Consider the following 24,497-nt stretch of genomic DNA (forward strand, 5'->3'; position numbering starts at 1 on the left):
AGGCTCGTCGGGGCGAGCGCTAACCAGTTTGGAGAGGCTGACTTCGATGGTGCGTTGGGCCGGGCGCTCTGTGTCCGGCAAGCTCAAGGGTGAGCCGGATTCGGATAGCGCGGCTGTATTCCAGATGGCCGGATAATTGGCAACATCCGCGACTGGTTCGTGCCCCCATGATTCCAAAAGCTTGCCGCGAATTCCGGCGGGCAAGGTCGCCGACAGCAGGATGGCGCTTCCTCCAACCGCCTTCTGACGCTTGAGCACCTCGATCAGCAGCCCATTCATGTAGGCATCATAGGCATGCACCTCGTCGACGATCAGAACGGAGCGGTGCAACCCGAAAGCCCGGACGAAGTTGTGTCTGACCGGCAAGACGGACAGCAAGACCTGATCGACAGTGCAGACGCCGATCTGTCCCAGGAAGACACGCTTGCGGCTGCTGGCCAGCCAAGCAGCACACTGGACGCCGGCTTCGGTCTCGCCCTGAGCCGTGCGTTTGGAGCCAGCCTCGACGAGCCGTTGGTACGCTTGATTCAGCCGACTATGACCATGGGCCAGAACCAGATTCGCGCGACCAAAGGCGCTCTTGGAGAAGGTTTCGCAACGTCCAAGCATGGCGTTTGCCGTGGCCTGAGTGGGGAGCGCGAAGACGATCGACTCGGCCAGTCCGGCATCGATCAGGCGCCAGGCGTAGGCCAATGCAGCTTCGGTCTTGCCGCTGCCCGTGGGGGCTTCAACGATCGTCAATCCTGGGGCAAGCGGCAGGTCGTCGATCATGATCTGAGTGCCGCGCGGATGCTCGGCGGCTTTGAGTAGAGCCGGGATCCCCTGGTAAGCCAGAGGCGTGGCGATCAGCCCGAAGTGCCTCAAGATATCGTCGCGTCTGATCTGCTCCAAGCGTGAATGCAGATAGTCGTTTGGAGAGAGCGTAGGCGGGGCGTAGGGAAAAACGTCGACATTGGAGCCTATCCAGTCGCACAGACTACAGAATCCCGCCAGCAGGTTTCGGGCTTCGGTGCCGCATGGAGGAGGTGGATCTTCGAGGGTCAATCCAGCCGGACTGAGGAAGAGATCGGCCGCTTCCTGGGCCCATGCACGGCGAGCGTTGGCGTCTTGTTCCAAGACAGCCGCTTCGGCATAGGCCGGAAGAAGACCATCGTTATCCGGGATCTCTCCGTGATGCCCCGTCACGGCGGCGAGCCACGAGGCCCAGGCTTTCAATGCGTGACGGCTTGCGGGTTTGAACCAGCCGCGAAGCTCGGCCATCGACAGACGGAACCCTTCGCGTCCGTGATCGTAGTGCCCACCCGATGTATCGATCAGCTTCGCTGAGGCTAGATCGGGCCAGGTCTGAGGCAGGATATCGGGGGCTTTGATCTGAAACAGCGCGTGCAACTTTCCGATGTCATGGAGTGCGACGAAAAACAGGATCCACGCCAGAAGGCGCCGAATTTCGGCCTCATCCACGTCAAAGGCGACCATGAAAGTACGACGAACCGCCGACGAGTCTCGCCAAAACGTTGCTGCAACGACTGCAACGTCGAGGGAGTGATAAGCGAAGGGATGCCATTTATTGGCTCCATCAATTTCTGGATTCGCCTTCGCCCAATAAAGCCAATGGTCCTTGGATAGCATGAAGAGACTCCGCTTTTCCGTGTCGTCAGAGTCTCGATCATAAACGAAATGCTGAACGCGGTGTCGCTTTCCAAACGTGTGCTGCGACACGATAGAGGCGGATGACACGACGGGGACTCAAGCGCGAAAAAGATCTCGCAATGGCTGTAGCGCTTGACCCGTAGACTTCTGGCTGGAACCTATTGAAGTGCCGTATCGGACTGAAATCACGGAGCCAAGATCTGCACCTGATCGGCGTAGCTGTATTGCTGGGCGTTGCCCTGTAGCCGGAGGCAATAGCTCTTCATCCCGTTGAAGTTCTCGGAGCGCTGCTCGCCGATCTCGACCAGGGCGAAGGGCGAATCCTCGGCCGGATCCAGCCCCAGAGTGGGACTGACCACCGACCAGTCGAGATTCAGACCGACGTTGCCTTCGAGCACGAAGTAGTGGATACCGCGACGAACCGCGATCTCCCCGCGATGATCGTGCCCGGAAAAGACCGCAATGACCTGGCTGTCCTGCTCCAGGACCGCACGCACCGCGTCGGCATTCTTGACGGTGTGCTCCTCGTCGTTGTCGCGATGCAGCACCTGATGGCTGAACACCACGGTTGGGAGATTGCTGTTCGACAGATCGGCGACGAGCCAGTCGAGCTGCTCCTGTGGAATCCAGGCATCCTTCCAGTTCCAGAATGGATCGGCCGGATCCTGGCGGTCGAAGGGGCGATGCGGCTCAGCCACGCTGTAGTCGGCATCCAGAACCACATAGTGGATACCCCGCCGATCGAACGAATAATAGCTGAACCCCGGCGGCAGCCCAGTATTCGTGATCGTATGCAGAAAGGTCTCGCGATCGATGCCGTCGAACTCGTGATTGCCCAGAACGTGGTAGATCGGTCCCTCGAAGCGGCTGAAGGCCGCCTCGATCTCGATCAGGTTCGAGACCGGATCCTGACCCGCGTCCAGGGCATCGACGAAGTCGCCCAGCTCGATGACGAAGTCGGCCTCGGCGGCATTCATGACCTCGACGAAGGATTGCATCTTGTCCAGAGCGGATGAATATTTGCGCCTCGTCCTATCCGGTCTGTTGGTGTGATGGACGTCGGTGATCACCCCGAAACGGGTGATGGGCGTGCAAGGCTCGGATCCGCCCAGGAGTTCATCGAAGCTCGATGCGGCGAGCGCGCCCGCACTCCAGAGCCATAGCGACAGCATCACGATCAGCGTATTTCTCATCGACATGGATTCGTCGTCGAACTCTGCCGTCCGGACGGATAGGGCAGGGGCCATGGCGCCGAACCGCTTCCGGCGATGCCCATCGCCCGGCAGGTTGATGGAAATCGCGCCAGCTTAATCGTTCCGTGTGAACCCTGGATGTCGATTCGACGACGACTGAATGACGAGCGCTCGCGATGGATTGTCAGTCGGACGCTTGGATCCTACACTGTGGCGCATTAGCGACCCATCGCCCGGTCATGGCGGCGTCCCGATGCATCTGCCGTCCCCATGACGGCGCCGATCCGACCGGATCACGGATCAACCCTCATAACCATCAACCATGAACCCTCATCATCCGATCGGCGTCTTTGATTCAGGCCTGGGTGGACTCACCGTGCTGCGCGAGATCCGCCGCCTGTTGCCGGGCGAGGATCTGCTCTATGTGGCCGACTCGGCCCATGCGCCCTATGGCGACAAGTCCATGGCCTTCATCGAGTCGCGCTCCATCGCCATCACCGAATTCCTGCTCGAACGCGGCGCCAAGGCGATCGTGGTCGCCTGCAACACCGCCACCGGCGCCGCCGCGAAGCTGTTGCGCACTCGGTACAGTGTCCCCTTGATCGCCATGGAGCCGGCCGTCAAACCGGCGGTCGAGCGCACGCGCTCGGGCGTGGTGGCGGTGCTGGCCACGCGCCAGACGCTCGCCAGCCACAACTTCTCGGTGCTGCTCGGACGGCTCGAAACCGACGCCGACATCCTGTTGCAACCCTGTCCAGGTCTGGTCGAGCGGGTCGAGGCCGGTGATCTGGCGGGGGAGGGGACGCGCGAACTGCTGCGCGGTTATCTGGAACCGCTACTCGCGCGCGGGGCCGACACCCTGGTCCTGGGCTGCACCCACTATCCGCTGCTGACCCCCTTGATCCAGGAGCTGGCCGGACCGGAGGTGCTCATTCTGGACTCGGGCATGGGGGTCGCGCGTCAGGTGCGCCGTCGACTGAGTGAGGCCGAACTGCTGGCGCCGGAAGCGCGCACGGGACGCGCGCACTTCTGGACCAGCGCGCACCCGGCCAGGATGCACGCCCTCATGGCCCGGCTCTGGGCGGGGGAGGTCGAGCTCGCGCACTGGGTCGAGTCGGAAGCCGAGGATGCCCGGAGATCCCCCGGCGGTCTGGCGCTGGAGCCGACCTGACCCAGGGCGTCTTGCCCCTCCCGCGCATCACTCCGCGCGTCGCTCGTTCCGCTCGGCCGGAATGAGCGTCGGGACACGCGGATCGATCCCCTCCAGCATGAACACGAACGCCAGCACCTCGGCGACGGCCACATAGAGCGCGCGCGGGATCTCGGCCCCGAGCGGGATCTGCGCCAGGGCCTCCACGAGCACCGGATCGGCGCGTAGCGGGATGTCGTGCTCCTCGGCGACCTTGAGGATCTGCTCGGCGGTCAGGCCGGTTCCTGTGGCCGTGATGCGCGGGGCGTTCTGACGGTCCCAGGAGAGCGCGACCGCCTTGGCGGTCCTGGGCGTGGAACCTTTGGGCGGCTCGCTCACGCCTGCTCACGCACCAGTGGATCGTCGAAGGGCGGCGCCGGCTGTGAGAGCGGCCGATGTCCAGCGTGAAGACTGGCGACCTCGATCTCGCGCGCCTCCAGGCGCGTGCGCAGGTCGCCCAAATGCCGTTTGATCTGCTCCGCGCCATCCGGATCCCCGGCCTGAAGACTGGCATTGAGCCGTTCGTTGCGCAGTGTCAGCAGAATGTGCAGTGGGCCGAGCTTGGGCAGATCGAGCCGCAGACGCATGCTCCAGGTCTCGTGCTCGTCGCCTTCCCGTGCCTGCTCGCGGCGGATGTCGGCCTCCAGCGCCTGGAGTCCGGTCGGAGTCCGGAAGGGTAGTTCCAGCAGCCACTGGGTCTGACCGGCGGGGCTGTCGAGCGACTGGAGCTGCTTGGTCACGACCTGCTTGAGCATGCCCTCCACGTCACGCGCCAGACTCGCGGTGCGTTGGTTGTTCTGTTCGACGGCGCGCGTCTCCTCGGGCGGTTCGTTGCCGCTCTTGGGGGATGACCCGGATTCCGGGGCCGCAACGCGGCTGAAGCGTGATTCGCTCGCCTCGGGCGTCGCTCCAGCTCTCGGCTCGGCTCCAGTAGAGGCGCCGGAACCCTCCGTCCGTGCACCGGCCTGGGAGGCGGGGGGCGGCTGGGGAGTCGGCGCGTCGGCTCGATGTCCGCTCGTCGGCTGAGCGGCGGCGGGTGGCACGCTCGGCGGTCTCGCGGCCTGGACGCGAATCTGCTGGGCGAGCGTGAGCAATTGCGCCTTGAGATCGAGCTTCAGCTCACTCGACTGGGCCGGGTCGAGCGCCGCCTGCGCCAGGAGTGCCTCCATCCAGAGACCGGAGCGACTGACGGCGGTCGACAGTCGTTCGGGATCGGTCAGTTCGGCGGCACTGGCGAGCTGGTCGATCAGAGTGGCGACGGCCTGCCGGATCTGGAGGTGAGACAGCGTCTCGTTGGCGTTCGGCGCCGGCAACGGCGTGACGGTCTTCGGAACCGCAACGGCATCCGTGCCGATCTCCTTGGCCAGTCGCGCCGTGATGTTCTCCAGCGTGGCCGCGAGCGGACGGGATTCGGGCCAATGCTGCCGGAACTGTTGCCCCAGCCATTCGCGCGCACCGGCCAAGACCGTTGGGTTCGATCCGGGCGTGGATGGCGAACCCTCCGCCGGCGCCAGGATCTTCAGGATGAGTGTCGGCCCCGTGGCGACGACCTCGGCGCGCAGTGTCGGCGACGTGCCGGGCGCCGAACCCCCGCCAGTAACGGCTTGCAGAGCGTTCGTCGGCAGGGCGGCGGTCAGCTGCACCCGAACACCCTGAGTCCAGGTCGCCGAACCCGCGAGTGGACGCAATTGCGCTTCGATCAGGTTGGGGCCGATCGATCGGGTCGGTATGATCTCGACCCGCATCCCAGCCTGGAGTCGTCCGGCCAGTTCGTTCAGGACCGCAGCCTGTGCCCGCGTTCCGACGACTGGGGCGCTCGAACCGGCGCCGGACGGCGGGAGGCCCACTGGCTCGCTCATGGGCGTCCTGAGCGTCTCACGCCTGACTGATGGTGCGTCCGCGCTGGCCGCCGGCGGCGGTCCGGCCCCGTGGATCATAGGTGGTGGTGCTGGCGTCCTCGCCCTTGAGCAGACGCAGCGTCATGGCGATACGCCTCTGGTCGCGCTCGATCGAGCGGGCATTGTCGCTGTTCAACTGGTCACAACGGCGCGTCTGGTCGAGCAGGGCCGACCAGCGCGTTGCAAGTCGGTCGTCCCGGTCGTGGGTCCGGATGAACCGCTCGACGCCCTCCGGGGTGAAGTCGAAACCGGCCGCCTCGATCCAATCACGCTGTCGGGCGGTCTCGGTCTCCAGGCGTGTCAAGAGCGTCTGCTTGTCGACGACGAGGCGCAGCAACCCATCGGGATCCCTGGACTCGATCGCCCCCAGTTCCTCCAGGAGCCGCTCGGCGAGTCGGCGCATGTCCTCGATGGCCAGATCCAGCGAGGCGACCAGGGCCTCCAGATCCACCGTCTCCGACGTCTGGGTTCGATGGTCGGCGGCGCTCAAGCGAAGGCCCCCTCGAAGTCGAGCATCCGCTGGGCCAGACGCTGGTTGTCGATCTCGTAGCGTCCCTCGGCGAGCGCCGCCTTGATCTCGGCCACGCGCGCACTGTCGACGGGCGTGTCCTGGGCTCCGCCGCGCGCGGCGCTCAGGGTCTTGGCGGTCTCGGTGAGTGTGACGGATTCGCCCACCGCGCCCTTGGGACTGGTCGCGGTCGGATCGGACGCAGAGGGAGTGCCGCCGCGCGGCTTGCTCCCCACGGCCGATCCGTCGGTACGCAGGTTGTTTCCAATGGGAAGCTTGATATCCATGGGCTGGGTCCAGGGTCGTTTGGGGTACGCCTATGAATATCGGCGATTGGGTGGAAAACTGTAGTGCATGACCGTGTCTTCGTTGTTCGGTGGCGGCGATATGCCATCATAATGCGACGCGCACCGCGCCGGAAGGCTCGACATAGCCCTCGACGACACGTTTCGACGAGCTGTTGCGCACCCGGATGCGGGCGCCCTCGCGGCCGTCCTCCAGGGCGATGCCCTTCATGCGCACGACCAAGCCGGGGCGCGCCGAGAACAGCGTCACCTCCTGGCCGCGTTCGACGATCCGTCGCTGGGTGACATGGGCGCTGGTGAGTACCTGCCCAGGCATCAGACGCCGACGTGAGGCCATCCCGACGACAGCCTCCGGTTCGGTGAAGTAACCATTGGTCAGACCTGAGACCGCCTGACGCTCCAGGCGGACGTCCTCGGGCCGGATGACCTGCTGGCGCGCGATCGGGCGTTCGAGGACCAAGACCTCGACATGGCGCTCGATGCGCGCCGGTACGAACAGCGACCAGCTCACGGGGTCGGAACAGCGGACGTTGATGGTGGTATGGCCTTCGGTGCGCGCGCCTGGGGCGAGCTGGGCCGTCGGCGGATGAGCGCAGCGTGTCAGTTGCAAACGGCTGTCGAGCTGACCGATCTCGATCTCGACCTCCTGACCGGCCGTGGTGTCGATCATGGTTGCGGCGAAGGTGCGTGCCGTGTTCAGGATGCGCTCGATGGATTCGCTGTCGGAGGCGGCCAGGGCGGGCTGATAGAGTCCGGCGGCGAGCAGCGCGTATCCGAGCGCGCGCGCCCGTGTCGGATTCGAGTGTCTGGCCGTTTTGAGCGTCGTAGCTGTCATGATTCGGTTCCTCGCATGGCTGGCTTGGCTGAGATCATGCATGAAACGCGCCGCCTCGATCCGGTCGCTCGGCGGACGAACGGTCGATGCTCAGGGGCGTCGAGCCGCTCCTTGGCTGCTACACTGGCCACCGGTGCGCGTGAGGCGGGGTCTTTGTCGTTTGACATCAAGAGGGTGTGGGTGAGATGAGTCAATTTATCGAGGACATCGATCAGCGGACCCGTCTGGTCGGGCAGAACCGCATGGAACTGCTGCTGTTCTATCTGGGGGGGCGTCAGGTGTTCGGCATCAACGTCTTCAAGGTCCGCGAGGTCATCGCCAAGCCGAGCCTGAGACATCTGCCGGGTTCCAGCCCCATGGTCTGCGGCGTGGCCAACATCCGCGGCCGCACGGTCTCGGTGATCGACCTGGCGCGCGCCATCGGTTTCGGTCCGCTTCCGGTCGATCAGAACAACGACGCCAAGGTGATCGTGACCGAGTTCAACCGCTCGGTGCAGGGGTTCTGGGTCTCGGCGGTCGATCGCATCGTCAACGTCAACTGGGAGACGGTCAAGCCGCCGCCGCGCGGCACCGAGCGCGAGAGCTATCTGGTGGCCGTCACCGAGGTCGACGGTCATCTGGTCGAGATCATCGACGTCGAGCGCGTCTTCGCCCAGATCAACCATCTCCCGACGGACGTCTCGGATGAGGTGCAGAAGCTGGCCGAGCAGGTTCCGCACGACCGGCGCATCCTGGTCGTCGACGACTCGCTGGTGGCGCGCAAGCAGATCGAGCGCGCGATCACCGAGATGGGCTTCCGTACCGAGAGCCGCTCCGACGGCAAGGCGGCGCTCGAATATCTGGAGGAACTGGCGGCGGCCGACATGGTCGATGCCTCGATCGAACTGGTGATCGCCGACATCGAGATGCCGCGCATGGACGGCTATACCCTGACGCGCAAGATCCGCGAGAATGCCAAGCTCAAGAACCTGTGCGTCATCCTGCATTCCTCACTGAGCGGTCAATTCAATGTCGATATGGTCAAGCGCGCCGGGGCCGATGACTTCCTGGCCAAATTCGATCCGGACGAACTGGCGTCGACCGTGCTCAAATACGCGCGTCATGACTGATATGGGGTCCGTTCGTGATTGACTCGCAGGATTACGCCGAGTTCGCTCGGTTCCTTTCGGAGTGCTGCGGCCTGGTGCTGGGCGAGAATCGTCAATATCTCGTCTCCAGCCGGCTGTCGCGTCTGCTCGGCGAGTTCGGCTACGGCAAGGTCGAGGATCTGTTGCGGGCGCTGCGCCAGTCGGCCAATCCGACGCTCAAGTCGCGCGTCATCGATGCCATGACCACCAACGAGACCTCCTGGTTTCGCGACGGCTATCCATTCGAGATCCTGCGCCAGATCCTGCTGCCGGAACTGGAGGCGCGCAAGAAACCCATCCGCATCTGGTCGGCCGCCTGCTCCAGCGGTCAGGAGCCCTACAGCATCGCCATGGTGATCGCCGAGTGGGAGGCGAGCTTTCCGCCCAAGACCTCGCCGGTCAGCATCCTGGCCACGGATCTGTCCGAGAGCGTGCTGGCCGATGCTCGGGGCGGTCTCTACGACGGGTTGAGCATCGTGCGCGGTCTGACGCCCGAGCGGCGTCAGAAATACTTCGACACGGTCGAGAACGGCCATCGAATCAAGCCCGACATCCAGCGCCGGGTGCGTTTCCAGAAGCTCAATCTCATGGATTCCTACGCCATGCTGGGCAAGTTCGACATCATCTTCTGTCGCAACGTCCTGATCTATTTCTCGGCGGAGACCAAGCGTCGGATTTTTGACGGCCTGGCCCGCCAGATGGATCCCGGCGGCTATCTCTTCGTCGGCGCCTCGGAGTCGGTGAGTTCCTATACCGACGCCTTCGAGATCGTCCGCACCCCGCAGGGCAGCCTGCTGCGCCGCCGCTCCTGACGCCTTCCGCCGGCCCGGTCGAAGGCTCGGCGCGCTCTCCTGAATTCGCGCCTCGGCGGGTTCGGCGGGTTCCGCCGCGACCGGGCGTCCATCCGATCCGATCGGCTGGCATGTTGGTTGCTTTTCATCAGGCAACCTGAGTCGCGGATGCCGATGTCATGAGTCTCTCACTCGACAAAGCCTTTGGAGTCCTGCCCTCGGCGGTGCTCATCAAAGCCCGTCGCGCCGAACTCCTGGCCTCCAATCTCGCCAATGTCGACACGCCGAACTACAAGTCGCGCGATTTCCACTTCACCGAGGTGCTCGCCGAGGTCGAGGGGATGGGCAACCGGATGAAGCTGTCGACGACGCGCGCCAATCATTTGACGAACGAGATCGACAAGTCCAAGGCGCTGGAGCCGGATCTGCTCTATCGCATCCCGGCGCAGCCTTCATTGGACGGCAACACCGTCGACCCGCAACTCGAACGTGCCGCCTTCGCCGAGAACACCACGCATTATCAAAGCACGCTCGAATTCCTCGATCGTCGCGTCTCGGGTCTGCGTAAGGCCCTGAGCAAGGAGTGATGTCATGAGCGATCTGTTTCGTATCTTCAATACCTCGGCTTCGGCGCTGACGGCGCAATCCGTGCGGCTCAATACCGTGGCCTCCAACATGGCGAATGCCGCGACTACGTCCTCGACGGCCGAGGATACCTATCGTGCCAAACACGTACTCTTTCAGACCGTCATCGATCAGGAGGATCCAAAGGGTGTCGCCATGCCAGTACGGGTTGCGGGCATCGTCGATGACGAGTGCGAGCCGATCCCAACCTATGAACCCAATCACCCTCATGCCAATGAAGAAGGCTATGTCTTTCGGCCCGCGATCAACGTGGTCGAGGAGATGGCCAACATGATGTCGGCCTCGCGCAGCTATGAGGCCAATGTCGAGGTACTGACGACTGCGCGCTCTTTGTTGCAGCGCACCCTGCAAGTGGGTCAGAGCTGAGTCTTCGTCGCGATGCATGATGCTATTTAGGAGTCACTACCATGGCTGAACTGAGCACTGACTATTTGAGCGGACTCGGTCTGACCGCCTATTCGCCAACCTCGACCACGCAAGGTAACAACGAGCTTGGACAAGAAGATTTTCTCAGGCTGCTGACCACGCAGCTGACGACCCAGGATCCGACCAATCCGGTCGAGAACGAGGATTTCGTCGCGCAGATGGCGCAATTCTCGACCCTGACCGGGATCGAGGAGCTGACGAGTTCGTTCGAGTCCCTGTCGCAGACGCTGTTACAAGGTCAAGCCCTCGAGGCGGCCTCTCTGGTCGGTAAAAGCGTGCTGATTCCTTCGAGCAAGATGGAACTTTCCGAGGGGCAGGGTGCAAGCGGTGCGGTAGAACTGTCGGCGTCCACGACCCAGGCCAAGGTCGATGTCTACGATGGTAGCGGTCAGCTGGTTCGCTCTCTGGATTTGGGGGCATTGAGCGCCGGTCTTCAAGAGTTCGAGTGGGACGGCACGCTGGAGGACGGTTCTGCGGCTCCCGCCGGAAGTTACGAATTCAAAGTCACCGCTCAACTCAATGGCGCTACCGAGGCGCTGACGACCTACCTCAATGGCCAGGTCACGAGCGTGTCGGCCGATAGCGCCGGCGCGGGGCTCATGCTCAGCGTCCAGGGCATCGGCAGCGTCACATTTTCAGATGTTCTGCGTGTCAGCTAATGAGCACGGATCTTTTTTGGGTTTCAGCCAGGAGATGACGTCATGTCTTTCAGTATCGGATTGAGCGGCTTGCGTGCAGCGGCAAAAGATCTCGAAGTCACCGGCAACAATATCGCCAATTCCGCGACCATCGGCTTCAAGAAGTCACGCGCTGAATTTGCCGATATCTATGCGTCGTCCTTCGGCACCTGTGCCAACAAATCGGCTGTCGGTGTTCGCTTGGCTGCCGTGACTCAGCAGTTCTCCCAGGGTAATCTCGAATTGACTGGGAATACACTGGATATGGCCATCAATGGCGAGGGGTTTTTCGTTTTACGCAACGATACCGGTCAGAACGAAATGGTCTACACGCGCAATGGAACCTTCCAGGTCGACCGGGACGGCTATGTCGTCAGCTCGGCTGGGAAGCGGCTACAGGTCTATCCTCCAACGATACCTGAGAGTAATATCGCCGCCTTCGATTCGGGCAAGCTCACTGATCTACAACTGCCGTTGGACAATATCGGGGCCAATTCCACGACCGAAGTCGATATCAATTTCAATCTGAATGCAGATGAAGAAGTGATCGTCGATGTCGACGGACCTGAGTTCGAGTGGCCTCAGGATCTTCCAGACACGGTTCCCGATCCGAACTCTTACAACTGGTCGACGACCTATCAGGTCTATGATTCGCTCGGATCGCCACGTGATGTGACGATGTATTTCGTGAAGACAGGGCCTCTGAACTGGGACGTCCATGTCGGAATGTATGACGTCAACAATGCAAACCCTCCGGATCCGCCCTTGATGATCGATGCGACACAAGCAGGGCCTATCCCAATAACTTTCAAAACTGACGGAACAATAGAGACCGTTAATGGTGAAGAGCCTCCTAGTGAGGATGCAGTTATTCCAATACTCATGCCTGAAGATGTTTTTTCTGATAATGGCGCTGAAGTATTGAGTGCTTCGATTAAGCTGGACAACGCAACTCAGTATTCGTCATCAAAAAATTCCGTCATCGACTTGACGCAAAACGGTTATTCAGCCGGAACCTTGAGCGGTTTCGATGTGGATGCCGATGGCATCGTATTTGCGCGTTATTCGAACGGTCAGTCGCATATCCTGGGCCAGGTGGCCATGGCGAACTTCAAGAATCCACAAGGCTTGGCGCAGATCGGCGACAATAATTGGGCGCAGAGCTACGGCTCCGGCGAGCCTGTCTATGGTGCGGCGGGTGATGGCCGTCTAGGCTCCATCCAATCGTGCGCACTCGAAAACTCGAACGTCGATCTGACCGAAGAGCTGGTCAACATGATCACGGCGCAACGCAATTACGAAGCGAACGCCAAGACGATCTCGACGGCGGACCAGATGACCCAGACCATCCTCAACATCCGTTGAGGTCTCGACCGCGCGGAGGCTGAACCATGGACCGCTTTCTCTATCTCTCGATGTCCGGAGCCAAGGAAACGGCCTATGCGCAATCGATCAACAACGCCAATCTGGCCAATGCCAACACGACCGGCTTTCGTCAGGCCCTGGCCTATGCCTACACCGCGCCGGTGCGCGGCCCCGTCTACGACTCGCGCGACTATGTGCAGGTCGGCAATCAGGTCATCGACTTCTGCCCCGGCACGCTCCAGGCCACGGGACGGGATCTCGATGTCGCCATCCAGGACGAGGGTTTTCTGGTGGTCCAGACCGAGGATGGCGGCGAAGCCTACACTCGGGCCGGTAATCTACAGGTCGATGCCACGGGCGTGCTGCGCGATGCACGCGGGCTGGCGGTGCTCGGCGATGGCGGTCCGATCACGATCCCGGAGTATGAAAGCCTGACCATCGGCACGGATGGCACCATCACCATCCGGCCCGCCGGAGCCGCACCCAACGCCCTGGCCGCCGTCGATCGGCTGCGCTTGGTCAAACCGGATACCCAGAACCTGCTCCGTGGCGAAGATGGCCTGATCCGTGCTCAGGATGGGCAGGTGGCGGCGCCGGATGCCGACGTTCGGGTCGTCAGCGGCATGCTGGAGACCAGCAACGTCAATACCGTGGCGTGCCTGACACGCATGATCGAGCTGTCGCGCGCCTTCGAGAACCATATCAAGATGATGGAGACCGCCAGCAGCAACGAAAAGAACCACAACCGCCTACTGGCGGTCAGCTGAACCTGGCGGAGTATTTGGGAGCAGATTATGAATCAAGCGCTTTGGATCGCCAAGACCGGACTCGACGCCCAGCAGACCCGAATGTCGGTCGTCTCCAACAACCTGGCCAACGTCAACACCACGGGCTTCAAGAAGGGACGCGCCGTCTTCGAGGATCTGATCTATCACAGCTGTCGCCAGCATGGCGCCCAGGCCACTCAGGAGACTCAGCTCCCCTCGGGCTTGACCGTCGGCACAGGTGTGCGCACTGTAGCGACGCAGAAGCTGTTTGCACAGGGCAGTTTCGTTCAGACAGGCAACTCACTCGACATGGCCATTGAGGGGCAAGGCTTCTTTCAGATCCTGATGCCCGGCGGCGAGATCGGTTACACCCGTGATGGGAGCTTTCAGCTCAATGCCGATGGTGAGGTGGTGATGTCCAATGGCTATGCCTTGCAGCCCGCCCTCGTTGTCCCGGCAGACGCAGAGAAAATCACGATCGGTAAGGACGGCACCGTCTCAGTCAAGCAGCCGAATCAGGTCGGAGAGGTTCAGATAGGCCAGATCCAACTGGCCAGCTTCATCAACCCAGCCGGTCTGCAACCGATCGGCGAGAACCTCTTTCGCGAGACGACCGCCTCGGGTGCGCCTCAGCAGGGCAATCCGGGCGAGAACGGCTTAGGCGGGTTGGCGCAGTGCTCGCTGGAGAGCAGCAACGTCAATATGGCCGAGGAATTGGTCAGCATGATCGAGACCCAGCGGGCCTATGAAGTCAACTCCAAAGCCATCGCCGCCGCCGATGCGATGCTCCAGTTCGTCAACAACAATCTGGCGCGCTGATTCGCATTTTTTGGCCTGATTCATGCCTTTTCATAGCATCATCCCATACGCCAAGCATTCGGATCGCCAATGCGCCACGGTCTCGACGCTCACTCAGACCGGGTGCCGAGCGGAGCGAGTCCCAAGGTCAGGAGTCGTCAGTCATCATGAACCCCGGATCGAAAGCCCTGAGTGCCCTGTTGGCGGCCTTTGCGCTGTCCGGCTGTGCTACGCTCAACCCGCCCAAGCCGGGCGATTCGCCTGAGTACCAGCCGGCCGCACCGCTGGAGCCGCGTCCAGCGGCCTTGAACAACGGGGCGATCTTCCAGCCGGCCCTGGGCGCGGCCCTGTTCGAGGACAACAAGGCCCATCGCGTCGGGGATCTGGTGACCGTGGTGCTCAACGAGAAGACCGACGCCAAGAAATCGTCGGCCACCTCGACCTCCAAGGATTCGAGCGCCGAGATGGACTTCGGCAACATCACGATCGCCGGCCAGAGTCTGCTCGACGGCGACGCCAAACTGGTTGGTCTCACCGGCGAGGCCGGGCGTACCTTCGACGGTTCGGGCGACTCCAGCCAGAGCAACCAGTTCAGCGGCGAGATCACGGTCACGGTCGCCGAGGTGCTGCCCAACGGCAATCTGGTCATCCAGGGCGAAAAATGGCTCGGCATCAACCAGGGTAACGAGTACGTGCGTCTGCGCGGCATCGTGCGTCCGGTCGACATCACGCGGGACAACAGGGTCAAGTCGACCCAGATCGCCAATGCTCAGCTCTATTACGGCGGCACGGGCGCCCTGCGCGACAGCAATACGCCTGGCTGGTTGACGCGCTTCTTCAACACCCCGATCTGGCCCATTTGACGAATACAGGGGATTTCTATGAACAGCCGACTGACACGCACGAGCCTGGCCCTGTTGATGGCCGGCTCCTTGCTCACCACGAGCGCGATACTGGCCGGAAACGAGGCCGAGCCGCGCGATCTCGGTCAGTTCGGCAACTGGAACTCGGGTGGCGTGGAGCGGATCAAGGATCTGGCCACCATCGCCGGTGTGCGCGACAACCAGTTGATCGGCTATGGCCTGGTGGTGGGCCTGGACGGCACGGGCGACCAGACGACCCAGGCGCCTTTCAGCACCCAGAGTCTCAAGAACATGCTCAACCAACTGGGCGTGACCCTGCCCGAAGGCGTCAATCCCCAGACCAAAAACATGGCGGCGGTCATGATCACGGCTGACCTGCCGCCCTTCGCCAAACCGGGTCAGCGCATGGACATCACCGTGTCCTCGCTCGGCAACTCCAAGAGTCTGCGCGGCGGCACCCTGCTGATGACACCGCTCAAGGGCGCCGATGGTCAGGTCTATGCCATCGCCCAGGGCAATCTCACCGTCGGCGGCTTCGGTGCCGGTGGAGCCGATGGTAGCCGCATCACGGTCAATGTACCCAGCGTGGGACGCATACCGAATGGGGCCACGGTCGAGCGCGAGGTGCCGACCAGCTTCAATCAGGGGAGTCATCTGACGCTCAACCTGCGCCGCCCTGACTTCACCACAGCCTACCGCATGGCCGATACCATCAATGCCAGTTTCGGCGAGGAACTCGCCCAAGCGCTCGACGGCTCCTCGGTCCAGGTGCGCGCGCCCGTCAATCCGAATCAGCGCGTGACCTTCGTCTCCATGCTCGAGAACCTCACGCTCGAGGCCGCCGAGCCGCCGGCGCGGGTCGTCATCAATGCACGCACCGGCACCATTGTCATGGGGGCGGGTGTGACCGTACGTCCGGCGGCCATTTCGCACGGCAATCTCACGGTTACCATCAGCGAGGATCCGGCCGTCTCTCAGCCGGGCGCGTTTGCCGGCGGTCAGACCGCCGTGGTTCCGCAGAGCGATGTCGAGATCGCGCAGGAGCAGAATCGCATGTTCCTCTTCGCGCCCGGCACCGCGCTCGGCGACATCGTCGAGGCGGTCAACGAGGTCGGGGCCGCGCCCGGCGATCTGGTCGCCATCCTGGAGGCCCTGCGCGAAGCCGGCGCCCTGCGGGCCGAGCTGGTCGTGATCTGAGCCGAACATGCTTCCCACCAGCGCCGCCTCATCACTGGGTCTGGGTGCGAGTCAGTCGCTGACAGGCGGACTGGTCGCGGACCCCAACGCCTATCAGGGACTCGCACGGGTCGCACGTGACGGCGGCGCCGAGGGACTGGAGGCCGCGGCACGCGCCTTCGAGTCGCTGCTGATCGGGCAGATGCTCAAGCAGATGCGCTCCTCCACGTTTGGCGGCGGACTGCTCGATTCGGCCCAGACCCAGCTCTATCAGGATCTCTACGATCAGCAGATCGCCACCGTCCTGAGCGAGGGCGATGGGCTGGGTATCCGCAAGGCGCTGTTGCGTCAGTTGGCGCCCGAATTGAGCGGGGAGGGGCTTGCCGAGCGCGATCCGGCCACGCTGACGGTTCCGGAGCGCAATCCGCTGCTCAAGAGCTTCAAACGGCGTCAGGTCGAGGCGGCGGTCGAAGAGACCGAATCCAAGCCGGTGGACGCGGTGGTGAATCCGTCCGAAGCACCGGCCGGCGCCGTGACGACGAATGCCACGACGACAACGGGAGTCGGCGCCGGTCGCTCGACGCCGATCAGTGGCGGGGGACGCTGGCCGCCGCGCAACGCCGAGGAATTCGTCGCTTATCTCAAGCCCTATGCCGAGCAGGCCGCCGAGATCCTGGGCATGGACACCAGCGTCCTGCTGGCGCAGAGCGCGCTGGAGACCGGCTGGGGCCGGCACATCCCCCGCCGCGCCGACGGGCGCAGCAGCTTCAATCTCTTCGGCATCAAGGCCGATCGCAGCTGGAAGGGCGACAGCGTCGGTGTGGGCACGCTCGAATATCGCAACGGCGTGGCGCAGCGCGAGCAGGCGCGCTTTCGCGCCTACGAGACCCCGGCCGACTCCTTCGTCGACTATGTCGCCTTCCTCAAACGCAATCCACGCTACGGTGAGGCGCTCAAGAGCCGCACCGGCGAGGAGTTCATCCGCGGGCTGCAAAAGGCCGGCTATGCCACGGATCCGCGCTATGCTAACAAGATCCTGGGTATCCGCGACCGTGTGCTCGCGATCAGTGCCGCCGTCGAACCGCAATCCGCGCCCCAAACCCAGAACGAGACTCAAGTTTCAGCCGCTCAGGCCGATACTCCGGCAAAGGGCTGAACCGAACGCTCTAGCCGGTCATGGCCTATCGGAACCGCGGCGGGGCCATCATGAATCAACGACGAACGGGGTGAAGCCATGAGCGTCTTGGGAACCGGTCTCACCGGTCTGCTGGCCTTCCAGCGCGCCCTGGCGACGACCAGCCACAACATCGCCAATGCCGCCACCGAGGGTTACAGCCGCCAGCGGGTCGAACTGGAGACCAACAATCCGCAGCGGTTGGGTACGGGCTATGTGGGGCAGGGTGTCCAGATGACGGGCATTCGGCGGCTCCAGGACGAATGGCTCGACGCCCAGCTACGCACCAGTCTCACCAATAACGCCAATGCCGCGACGCGCGCGGACTTTGCTGAGCGGGTCGACAATCTGCTGGCCGATCAGAGCACAGGACTGGCGCCGACGCTCGAGAACTTCTTCGCCTCAGTGCATGACGTCGCCAGTGACCCGACGGCGCTTCCAGCACGCATGGTGATGCTCAATGAGGCCGCGACGCTGGAGGGGCGTTTCGAGTCAATCAATGAACGGCTCGCCGACCAGCGTCGGCTGGTCAATGGACAGATCGGAACCTCTATCGAGGAAGTCAATCAATACGCCAAATCCGTCGCCGATCTCAACAAGCAGATCGCGGCTCGATCCACGGCTGGATCGCCGCCCAACGACCTGCTCGACCGGCGCGACACCGCCCTTAGAGAGCTGGCTGAAAAGGTCGACGTCTCGATCAGTCCGCAGGACGATGGTTCCGTCAGCGTCTTCATCGGCAATGGACAGGCGCTGGTGCTAGGCGCCAATGCCAGCGAGCTGACCTTCTCGAATCTGTCCGGCGACCCCGTCAATTGGGATATCGGTCTGAAGACCACGACGAGCAGCAGCAGTCAGCCGATCAACATCACCCGCTTCATGACGGGCGGCGAGATCGGCGGTCTGCTGGAGACGCGCACCAGTCTGCTCGACAAGGCGCAGAACGAACTCGGTCTCACGGCGCTGAATCTGGCAAGTCGGTTCAACGAGCAGAACCGGCTTGGTCTCGATCTGGACGGTGAACTCGGCGGCGACATCTTCGAGATGCCGGAGGTCATGGTCAGATCGGTCATCGGCAATAGCGTCAATGATATGCCGGGCGTGACGATCGGGGATGTCAGCCAGCTCACCCCCAGCGACTATCGGCTGCGACAGACCGACAGCGGATTCCAGTTGACGCGGTTGCCCGAAAACACGACCGTCCCCTACGAGTTGGATGCCGACGACCCGAACGTACTGATCGCCGATGGCATGCGCATCGATACCACGGATATCGGCGCGGCGGTCACGGGCGATGCCTGGCTGATCCAGCCGACGCGCTTCGCGGCCACCAACCTGAAGATGGCCATGACCGATCCGGCCAAGATCGCTGCGGTCTCGGGCGCCTTGGCCGAGTCGAGCAACACAGGGGATGCCACACCTGTTGCTCTGCGCATGAGCACTGATCCGGCCGATCTGACGCCCGAGACCTATCTGCCCGCCGCCGTGGTGGGCAACGCGACGGGAGACGGCTTCGATCTGCTGACGCCGCGCTATGGCACAGAGGCCGGTTCGGCCAAGGTCGAGTCCTTTCGTGTGCTCGACGCCAATGACACCGACCTTTCCACGCCTGTGTCCGTGACCTTCGACGCGGCCAAGAATCAGTTCGTGGTCGGCGAGGAGCGCTTCGCGCTCGATCTGACCGGAACCACCACCATCCAGGCCAATGGCTGGGAACTGAAGATCCAGGGCACGCCCAACGATGGTCTGGGCACGGTGGTCGATATCCAGGTCGACAGCTTCCCGGTCGCGACGACGACACCGCCCGTCACCACCATCACTGGTCCCGGATGGGAGATGGATATCCGCGGCACACCGGCGGCGGGCGATCTGTTCACGGTCGAGCTCAGCAAGGACCGTCCGGGCGACAACCGCAACATGCTGGAGATGGCCGATATCCAGGACGAGCGTCTCATCCAGGGACGCACGACCATCCAGGGTGGCTATGACACCCTGCTCGCCGATGTGGGCACCCAGACGCGCCGGGCGCAGATCAGCCGTGATTCGAGCGCGGCTCTGCTGGAATCGGCGCAACAGCAACGCGAGGCGCTCTCGGGGGTCAATCTCGACGAAGAGGCGGCGAACATGATGCGCTTCCAGCAGGCCTATCAGGCCGCCGCCCAGGTGATCGCGACCTCCAGCACCATGTTCGATACCCTGCTCAATGCGGTGCGTCGCTGAGGCGCGCGCCCGGAGGCTGTGAGCCGATGAGAATCTCTACCAACCAGATCTTTCAGTCCGGTCTCTCGGCCATGCAGAGCGCGCAGTCGAAGCTCAACAAGACCGGCCTGCAGCTGGCCACAGGCCGACGCATCCTGACGCCCGCCGACGATCCGGGCGGGGCGACGCAGGCCGTGCACTTCAAGGCCGCTATCAAGACCACCGAGCAGTATCAGCGCAACACCGACTACGCCAAGCCCAAGCTCGAGTACGAGGAGTCACAACTCATCGCCCTGGGCAACGCCATGCAGCGCGTGCGCGAACTCGTGGTCGCGGGCAACAACGACACCTACAATCCGGAGAACCGCAAGATCATCGCCAGCGAGATCCGTCAGCTCCGCTCGGACATCCTGGGTCTGGCCAACAGTGAGGACGCCAATGGCGAGTATCTCTTCGCGGGCACGTGCTCGCAGCGTCAGCCGTTCGTCGTCGGCGACGATGGTCGCGTGACCTATGTCGGGGCCGAGGGGCCAGGGGCCATCCGCGAGGTCGACATCACCGGCAATCGTTGCATCGCTACCGGTGACACGGGCGCCCATGTCTTCATGAACATCCCGGAGCGCAGCGGTCTGCTGACCGAGGCGGTCGTGAAGCCGGCCACTACGACCAGCACCCTGGACGTGACGAAGGTGGAAGTGGCGAACCTGGATGAGGCGCTCAATAGTGCCGGCGAATCCTTCAGGATTCGCTTCAAGTTTCCTCCGGAGAATGCTGATCCGACCATTGGCCGATCCGGCCCGGTCGAGTACCAGATCGTCGACATGGATGGCAATGCCGTGAAGGATACCAATGGCAAGTATCTTGGCGGGGTCTATGGCTCAGCGAATGTCGCCGGCGACTTCGTTCCGCCCACGCCACCCGGCAAGCCGACTGAAATCGAGTTCGCCGGCCGTCGTGTCACCCTCACCGGCGGTCCGGCCACGCCGGCCGATCTCGCGGCCAACCCCTACAGCAACGACGAAGTCATCTCGCGCCCCATCACCCAGGTCGATATCTTCAAGACGCTCGACGACATCGCCACGGCCTTCGAGACGCCCGCGACCGACGACACGACCCGCGAGGCTCTATCACAGGCCGCCAGCATGGCTCTGCGCAACCTCGATTCGGGTCTGGATCGCGTCAACGAGGTCCGCACCTCGGTCGGTCTGCGGCTCGATACGATCGACACCCAGACCGAGCTCAACGACGAGCGGCTGGTCGATCTCAAAAGCACCCTGTCCGACATCCAGGATCTCGACTACGCCGAGGCCATCAGCCGCTTCCAGCTCCAGCAGACCGTCCTGCAGGCCGCCCAGCAGACCTATGTTCAGACCAGCCGGCTGTCGCTGTTCGATTTCCTCTGAGTCGCCGCTCGACGACGGCCGGCCCGTCCAGCACCCTCAATTGCCAAGCGGCGCGGGCTTTTTCGGCGCGGGCGGCGGATCGAGCCAGGACTCGAACTGGGCCGCATTCAGCGGTTCGCCGAACAGATCCCCCTGGGCCTTGAGACAGCCGATGCTGAGCAGTTGATACTGCTGCTCCTTGGTACGCACGCCATCGGCGCGGATCTCCAGCCCCAGCGCCTGCGCCATGGCGATCAGCGCCTCGACCACGGCCAGTTCGTGATGGGCATCGGGCAGGGCCTCGATGAAGCTCGAATGGATCTTGAGCGTGCGGATCGGGAGCCGTTGCAGCACCGCCGGCGCCGTCCAGCCGATGCCGACCTCCCCCAGACAGATGCCGACGCCCAGCTCGTTCAAGCCCTGGAAGACCTCGGCGATCTGCTCGCGATGCTTGACCAGCAGGCGCTCGCTGAACTCCAGATCCAGGCGCGTGGCGGCCGCCGGACAATCCTCCAGGCGCTGGGCCAGCGTCCGCGCCAGATCCCCACGCGTGAGCTGCACCTCGCCGACCTCGACGACGAGGCGCTTGATCTTCAGCCCGCGGTCGATCCAGTCCTGGAGCTGCCGGCAGGCCTGGGTGAGCGCCCAGTCACCCAACTCCAGGATCAGCCCGCTCTCCTCGGCCAGCGGAAGCAAACGTTCCTGTGCGATCACGCCCAGTTCGGGCGACTCCCAGACGATGGAGACCGCGACGGAATCAAAGGTCTCCGTGCTCATGTCCATGCCGGGACGGTAATGGAGCTGGAGTTCGGACGTGCCCAGTGCCGCGCGTAGCCGGTCGAGCAGGCGCTGGTGCTCGCGTGCGATCTGATCCGGCGCACTCGCCAGGATCTTGAAGCCATTGCGTCCCTGGCGCTTGACATGTCTGAGTGCGGATTCGGCATTGGCCATGAGCGCCCGACGATCCTCGCGCAGTTCGGTACTCACGGCGATACCGATGCTGAGATTGACGTGCAGTTGATGACCGCGGATCCAAACGGGTGCGCTCATGAGCGTCTTGAGCCGGTTGGCGATGAGTACCACCTCCTCGGTCTCATCGATCTCCTCGAACAGGAGCGCGAACTGATCGGCGCGCAATCGGGCCAGGGTGTCGGACGGACGGATCGTCTCGCGCAGCCTGAGTCCGATGGCACGCAACAGATCGTCGCCGATCTGATAACCGAGACTGGCGTTGATGTGCGAGAAATGATCCAGATCGACGATGAACAGCGCCAGGGGCGATTCCTTGCGCCGACCGAGCTCGATGGCATGATCCAGGCGTGACTCTAACAGCAGACGGTTGGGCAGCTTGGTCAGGGCATCGTAGTGGATGAGATGCTCGGCCGGTCGCGGCGTGCCGTTGGAGGCGCTGCGCTCGGCGAAGAGACCGATGAAGTTGACCAGCTTGCCGCGCGAGTCGAGTACGCGCCGGATGGTCAGGCGCTGGCGGTAGATCTCGCCGTTCTTGCGCCGGTTCCAGATCTCGCCCTGCCAGGAGCCCTGTCTGAGCAGACGCCGCCACAGGCTGACGAAGAAGCCTCGGCTGTGCCATTGCGCATTGAGCAGGCTCGGTTTCTGGCCCAGGATCTCGGACTCCGAATAGCCGGTGATCTGGGTGAAGGCGGCGTTGACCGCGACCACGATGCCCTCGGGATCCGTGATCAGGACACCCTCCGAAGTGGCCGAGTAGACGGCGGCCGATTGCAGCGACCGGCGCTCGGCCTCGCGCATGGCCGTCACGTCGCGCACCTCGATGACGATTCCTGTGACCTCGCCCCGGGGGGCGCGGCACGGCAGCAGCCTGACCTCATGCTCGCGCCGGTCGTCGCCCGTGGTTTCGAGCCAATCCTCGACGATGGGGCGCCCCTGATCCAGACAGGTTCCGAGATGGCGGTAGACCAGGGTCGTCAGGGCGCTCGCGCCGCACAGCGTCATGAAGGACTGGCCGATCGACTCATCCTGTTCGCGCCCGATGGCGGCGAGGAAGGCCGGATTGGCCGCCAACAGCCGGCAGCCGCGATCGACCAGAGCGATGCGATCGGGCAGGGCCGTGAAGATGTCGGCGTAGAGTGTCTGGTCGCGCTCGCTGTCATGCCGGATGTCGAGACCGACTGCATCGTTTCGCGCATGGTGTTCGTCGTGATCGGGCATCGTGACAGGCAGTGACATGGATTGGGAGTAGGGCGCGACGACGGGGACTCGTCTCGTTCACGCGAAACGGGCGCCTAGTATAGCCATAAGGATCGTCTCGTTGAGTACACGGGTTTATCCGATCCGCCGGGTCGGAGTGTCCCGTTCGCCGTGGTTTACGTCCGGGGTTCTGTCCGGTCGCCGAGGGCCTTATACTGCGTCACCGACAAAACAATACTTCGGATTGAATTCGAGACGAGGAGCAGTATGCACAACGGCACCAGCATCACCCAGTTCATCATCGAGGAGCAGCGCCATATCGCCGGCGCCACGGGCGACTTCACCTCGCTGCTCAACGACGTGGTCACAGCCTGCAAGGTCATCAGCCACCTGGTCAACCACGGCGCCCTGGTCGGCGTCCTGGGCAGCGCCGACACCGAGAACGTCCAGGGCGAGACCCAGAAGAAGCTCGACGTGCTCTCCAACGAGGTCTTCATCAAGTCCAACGAGTGGGCCGGACACCTGGCGGCCATGGCCTCCGAGGAGATGGACGAGATCTATCCCATCCCGATGCAGTATCCGCGCGGCAAGTATCTGCTGACCTTCGACCCGCTCGACGGCTCGTCGAACATCGACGTCAACGTTTCGGTCGGCACTATCTTCTCGATCCTGCGCTGTCCGGGCGGCGGAGCCGAGCCGACCGAGCGCGACTTCCTCCAGGCCGGCACCCAGCAGGTCGCGGCCGGTTATGCTCTCTACGGTCCCTCGACCATGATGGTCCTGACCACGGGCAATGGGGTCAATGGCTTCACGCTCGACCAGAACATCGGCGAGTTCATCCTCACTCATCCCAGGATGCAGATCCCGGCCGACACGCGTGAATTTGCGATCAACATGTCCAACATGCGTTTCTGGGAGCCGCCGGTGCGCCGTTACGTGCAGGAGTGTCTGGACGGCAAGGAAGGTCCGCGCGGCGAGGACTTCAACATGCGCTGGATCGCTTCCATGGTCGCCGAGGTGCACCGCATCCTGACCCGTGGCGGCGTTTTCATGTATCCGATGGACTCGAAGATGCAGGCCAAGGGGCAGGGCGGCAAACTGCGTCTGCTCTACGAGGCCAATCCCATGTCCTTCATCGTCGAGCAGGCCGGCGGCGGCTCGATCACCGGCCGCGAGCGCATCCTCGAACTCCAGCCCGAATCCCTGCATCAGCGCGTGCCCGTGATCCTCGGCTCCAAGAACGAGGTCGAGCGTATCCTGGGGTATCATCAACAGGATTGAGGCGAGGGTCTGCGAGCGGCGTTTGGTGTCGATCGTCATGGGCGGTTCGGTCGTCCGGCCATCGTCACCCAGACACTCC

At 63.2% G+C, this 24,497-nt stretch carries 23 protein-coding genes; 15 read left to right on the forward strand and 8 right to left on the reverse strand.

Going from position 1 to position 24,497, the window contains the following annotated elements:
* Positions 1-1,629, reverse strand: a 1,629-nt coding sequence (gene cas3, locus HW932_RS16415) for a CRISPR-associated helicase/endonuclease Cas3 (protein ID WP_176977578.1), incomplete at its 3' end; no start/stop codon positions are given.
* A 206-nt stretch (positions 1,630-1,835) separates the two neighbouring features.
* Positions 1,836-2,843: a metallophosphoesterase gene (locus HW932_RS16420; protein WP_176977579.1), complete on the reverse strand. Its 1,008-nt coding sequence runs from the start codon at positions 2,841-2,843 to the stop codon at positions 1,836-1,838.
* A 322-nt stretch (positions 2,844-3,165) separates the two neighbouring features.
* Here HW932_RS16420 and murI point away from each other — a divergent pair, with 322 nt between their 5' ends.
* A complete protein-coding gene (gene murI / locus HW932_RS16425; RefSeq protein ID WP_176977580.1) occupies positions 3,166-4,014 on the forward strand; it encodes a glutamate racemase in 849 nt (282 codons plus the stop codon).
* A 27-nt stretch (positions 4,015-4,041) separates the two neighbouring features.
* Here the strand turns inward: murI and HW932_RS16430 are convergent, their stop codons facing one another.
* From HW932_RS16430 to flgA, 5 genes are all read right to left on the reverse strand, one after another.
* Positions 4,042-4,371 (reverse strand): EscU/YscU/HrcU family type III secretion system export apparatus switch protein, encoded by a 330-nt coding sequence (locus tag HW932_RS16430; protein ID WP_176977581.1) that lies wholly within the window; start codon positions 4,369-4,371, stop codon positions 4,042-4,044.
* A complete protein-coding gene (gene fliK, locus HW932_RS16435) occupies positions 4,368-5,891 on the reverse strand; it encodes a flagellar hook-length control protein FliK (RefSeq protein WP_176977582.1) in 1,524 nt (507 codons plus the stop codon). Before fliK ends, HW932_RS16430 begins: the two co-directional genes overlap by 4 nt.
* 16 nt (positions 5,892-5,907) lie before the next feature.
* Entirely contained in the window at positions 5,908-6,420 is a 513-nt protein-coding gene (locus HW932_RS16440; RefSeq protein ID WP_176977583.1) for a flagella synthesis protein FlgN, read from the reverse strand.
* Positions 6,417-6,725, reverse strand: coding sequence for a flagellar biosynthesis anti-sigma factor FlgM (gene flgM / locus HW932_RS16445; protein WP_176977584.1), 309 nt, complete (start codon positions 6,723-6,725; stop codon positions 6,417-6,419). The genes HW932_RS16440 and flgM overlap by 4 nt, the downstream gene beginning before the upstream one ends.
* 106 nt (positions 6,726-6,831) lie before the next feature.
* Positions 6,832-7,578 carry a flagellar basal body P-ring formation chaperone FlgA gene (flgA, locus tag HW932_RS16450; protein ID WP_176977585.1) on the reverse strand — a complete coding sequence of 249 codons (747 nt, stop codon included), beginning with the start codon at positions 7,576-7,578 and terminating at the stop codon, positions 6,832-6,834.
* A 185-nt stretch (positions 7,579-7,763) separates the two neighbouring features.
* Here flgA and HW932_RS16455 point away from each other — a divergent pair, with 185 nt between their 5' ends.
* The 13 genes from HW932_RS16455 to flgL all read left to right on the forward strand — a co-directional run bounded on the left by HW932_RS16455 (position 7,764) and on the right by flgL (position 20,989).
* Positions 7,764-8,687 (forward strand): chemotaxis protein, encoded by a 924-nt coding sequence (locus tag HW932_RS16455; RefSeq protein ID WP_176977586.1) that lies wholly within the window; start codon positions 7,764-7,766, stop codon positions 8,685-8,687.
* 14 nt (positions 8,688-8,701) lie between these two features.
* Positions 8,702-9,517, forward strand: a complete 816-nt coding sequence (locus HW932_RS16460; RefSeq protein ID WP_176977587.1) for a CheR family methyltransferase — start codon at positions 8,702-8,704, stop codon at positions 9,515-9,517.
* Positions 9,518-9,675: 158 nt separating this feature from the next.
* The gene (flgB, locus tag HW932_RS16465) at positions 9,676-10,083 is read left to right on the forward strand and encodes a flagellar basal body rod protein FlgB (protein ID WP_176977588.1); all 408 of its coding nucleotides are present in this window, start codon (positions 9,676-9,678) and stop codon (positions 10,081-10,083) included.
* 4 nt (positions 10,084-10,087) lie between these two features.
* Complete coding sequence (gene flgC / locus HW932_RS16470; protein ID WP_176977589.1) at positions 10,088-10,507, forward strand: flagellar basal body rod protein FlgC; 420 nt, start codon at positions 10,088-10,090, stop codon at positions 10,505-10,507.
* 41 nt (positions 10,508-10,548) lie between these two features.
* Positions 10,549-11,226 carry a flagellar hook assembly protein FlgD gene (locus HW932_RS16475; protein ID WP_176977590.1) on the forward strand — a complete coding sequence of 226 codons (678 nt, stop codon included), beginning with the start codon at positions 10,549-10,551 and terminating at the stop codon, positions 11,224-11,226.
* A 42-nt stretch (positions 11,227-11,268) separates the two neighbouring features.
* Complete coding sequence (gene flgE / locus HW932_RS16480) at positions 11,269-12,609, forward strand: flagellar hook protein FlgE (RefSeq protein WP_176977591.1); 1,341 nt, start codon at positions 11,269-11,271, stop codon at positions 12,607-12,609.
* 26 nt (positions 12,610-12,635) lie between these two features.
* A complete protein-coding gene (gene flgF, locus HW932_RS16485; protein ID WP_176977592.1) occupies positions 12,636-13,376 on the forward strand; it encodes a flagellar basal-body rod protein FlgF in 741 nt (246 codons plus the stop codon).
* A 27-nt stretch (positions 13,377-13,403) separates the two neighbouring features.
* Complete coding sequence (gene flgG, locus HW932_RS16490) at positions 13,404-14,195, forward strand: flagellar basal-body rod protein FlgG (RefSeq protein ID WP_176977593.1); 792 nt, start codon at positions 13,404-13,406, stop codon at positions 14,193-14,195.
* Between the two features lie 146 nt (positions 14,196-14,341).
* Complete coding sequence (gene flgH / locus HW932_RS16495) at positions 14,342-15,037, forward strand: flagellar basal body L-ring protein FlgH (protein ID WP_176977594.1); 696 nt, start codon at positions 14,342-14,344, stop codon at positions 15,035-15,037.
* Between the two features lie 57 nt (positions 15,038-15,094).
* Positions 15,095-16,234: a flagellar basal body P-ring protein FlgI gene (locus HW932_RS16500; RefSeq protein ID WP_425485127.1), complete on the forward strand. Its 1,140-nt coding sequence runs from the start codon at positions 15,095-15,097 to the stop codon at positions 16,232-16,234.
* Between the two features lie 7 nt (positions 16,235-16,241).
* Positions 16,242-17,369 (forward strand): flagellar assembly peptidoglycan hydrolase FlgJ, encoded by a 1,128-nt coding sequence (gene flgJ, locus HW932_RS16505; RefSeq protein ID WP_176977596.1) that lies wholly within the window; start codon positions 16,242-16,244, stop codon positions 17,367-17,369.
* Between the two features lie 78 nt (positions 17,370-17,447).
* Positions 17,448-19,607, forward strand: a complete 2,160-nt coding sequence (gene flgK / locus HW932_RS16510; protein WP_176977597.1) for a flagellar hook-associated protein FlgK — start codon at positions 17,448-17,450, stop codon at positions 19,605-19,607.
* A gap of 26 nt (positions 19,608-19,633) precedes the next feature.
* Positions 19,634-20,989 (forward strand): flagellar hook-associated protein FlgL, encoded by a 1,356-nt coding sequence (gene flgL, locus HW932_RS16515; RefSeq protein WP_176977598.1) that lies wholly within the window; start codon positions 19,634-19,636, stop codon positions 20,987-20,989.
* 36 nt (positions 20,990-21,025) lie between these two features.
* On the opposite strand, the gene HW932_RS16520 is transcribed toward flgL, so the two are convergent.
* On the reverse strand, positions 21,026-23,176 hold the full coding sequence (locus HW932_RS16520; protein WP_246296878.1) for a putative bifunctional diguanylate cyclase/phosphodiesterase: 2,151 nt from the start codon (positions 23,174-23,176) through the stop codon (positions 21,026-21,028).
* Positions 23,177-23,404: 228 nt separating this feature from the next.
* Between HW932_RS16520 and HW932_RS16525 the strand changes: the two genes are divergently transcribed.
* Positions 23,405-24,418 carry a class 1 fructose-bisphosphatase gene (locus tag HW932_RS16525; RefSeq protein ID WP_176977599.1) on the forward strand — a complete coding sequence of 338 codons (1,014 nt, stop codon included), beginning with the start codon at positions 23,405-23,407 and terminating at the stop codon, positions 24,416-24,418.
* Positions 24,419-24,497: the final 79 nt, after the last annotated feature.

This window comes from Allochromatium humboldtianum (assembly GCF_013385175.1).
Classification (GTDB): Bacteria; Pseudomonadota; Gammaproteobacteria; order Chromatiales; family Chromatiaceae; genus Thermochromatium; species Thermochromatium humboldtianum.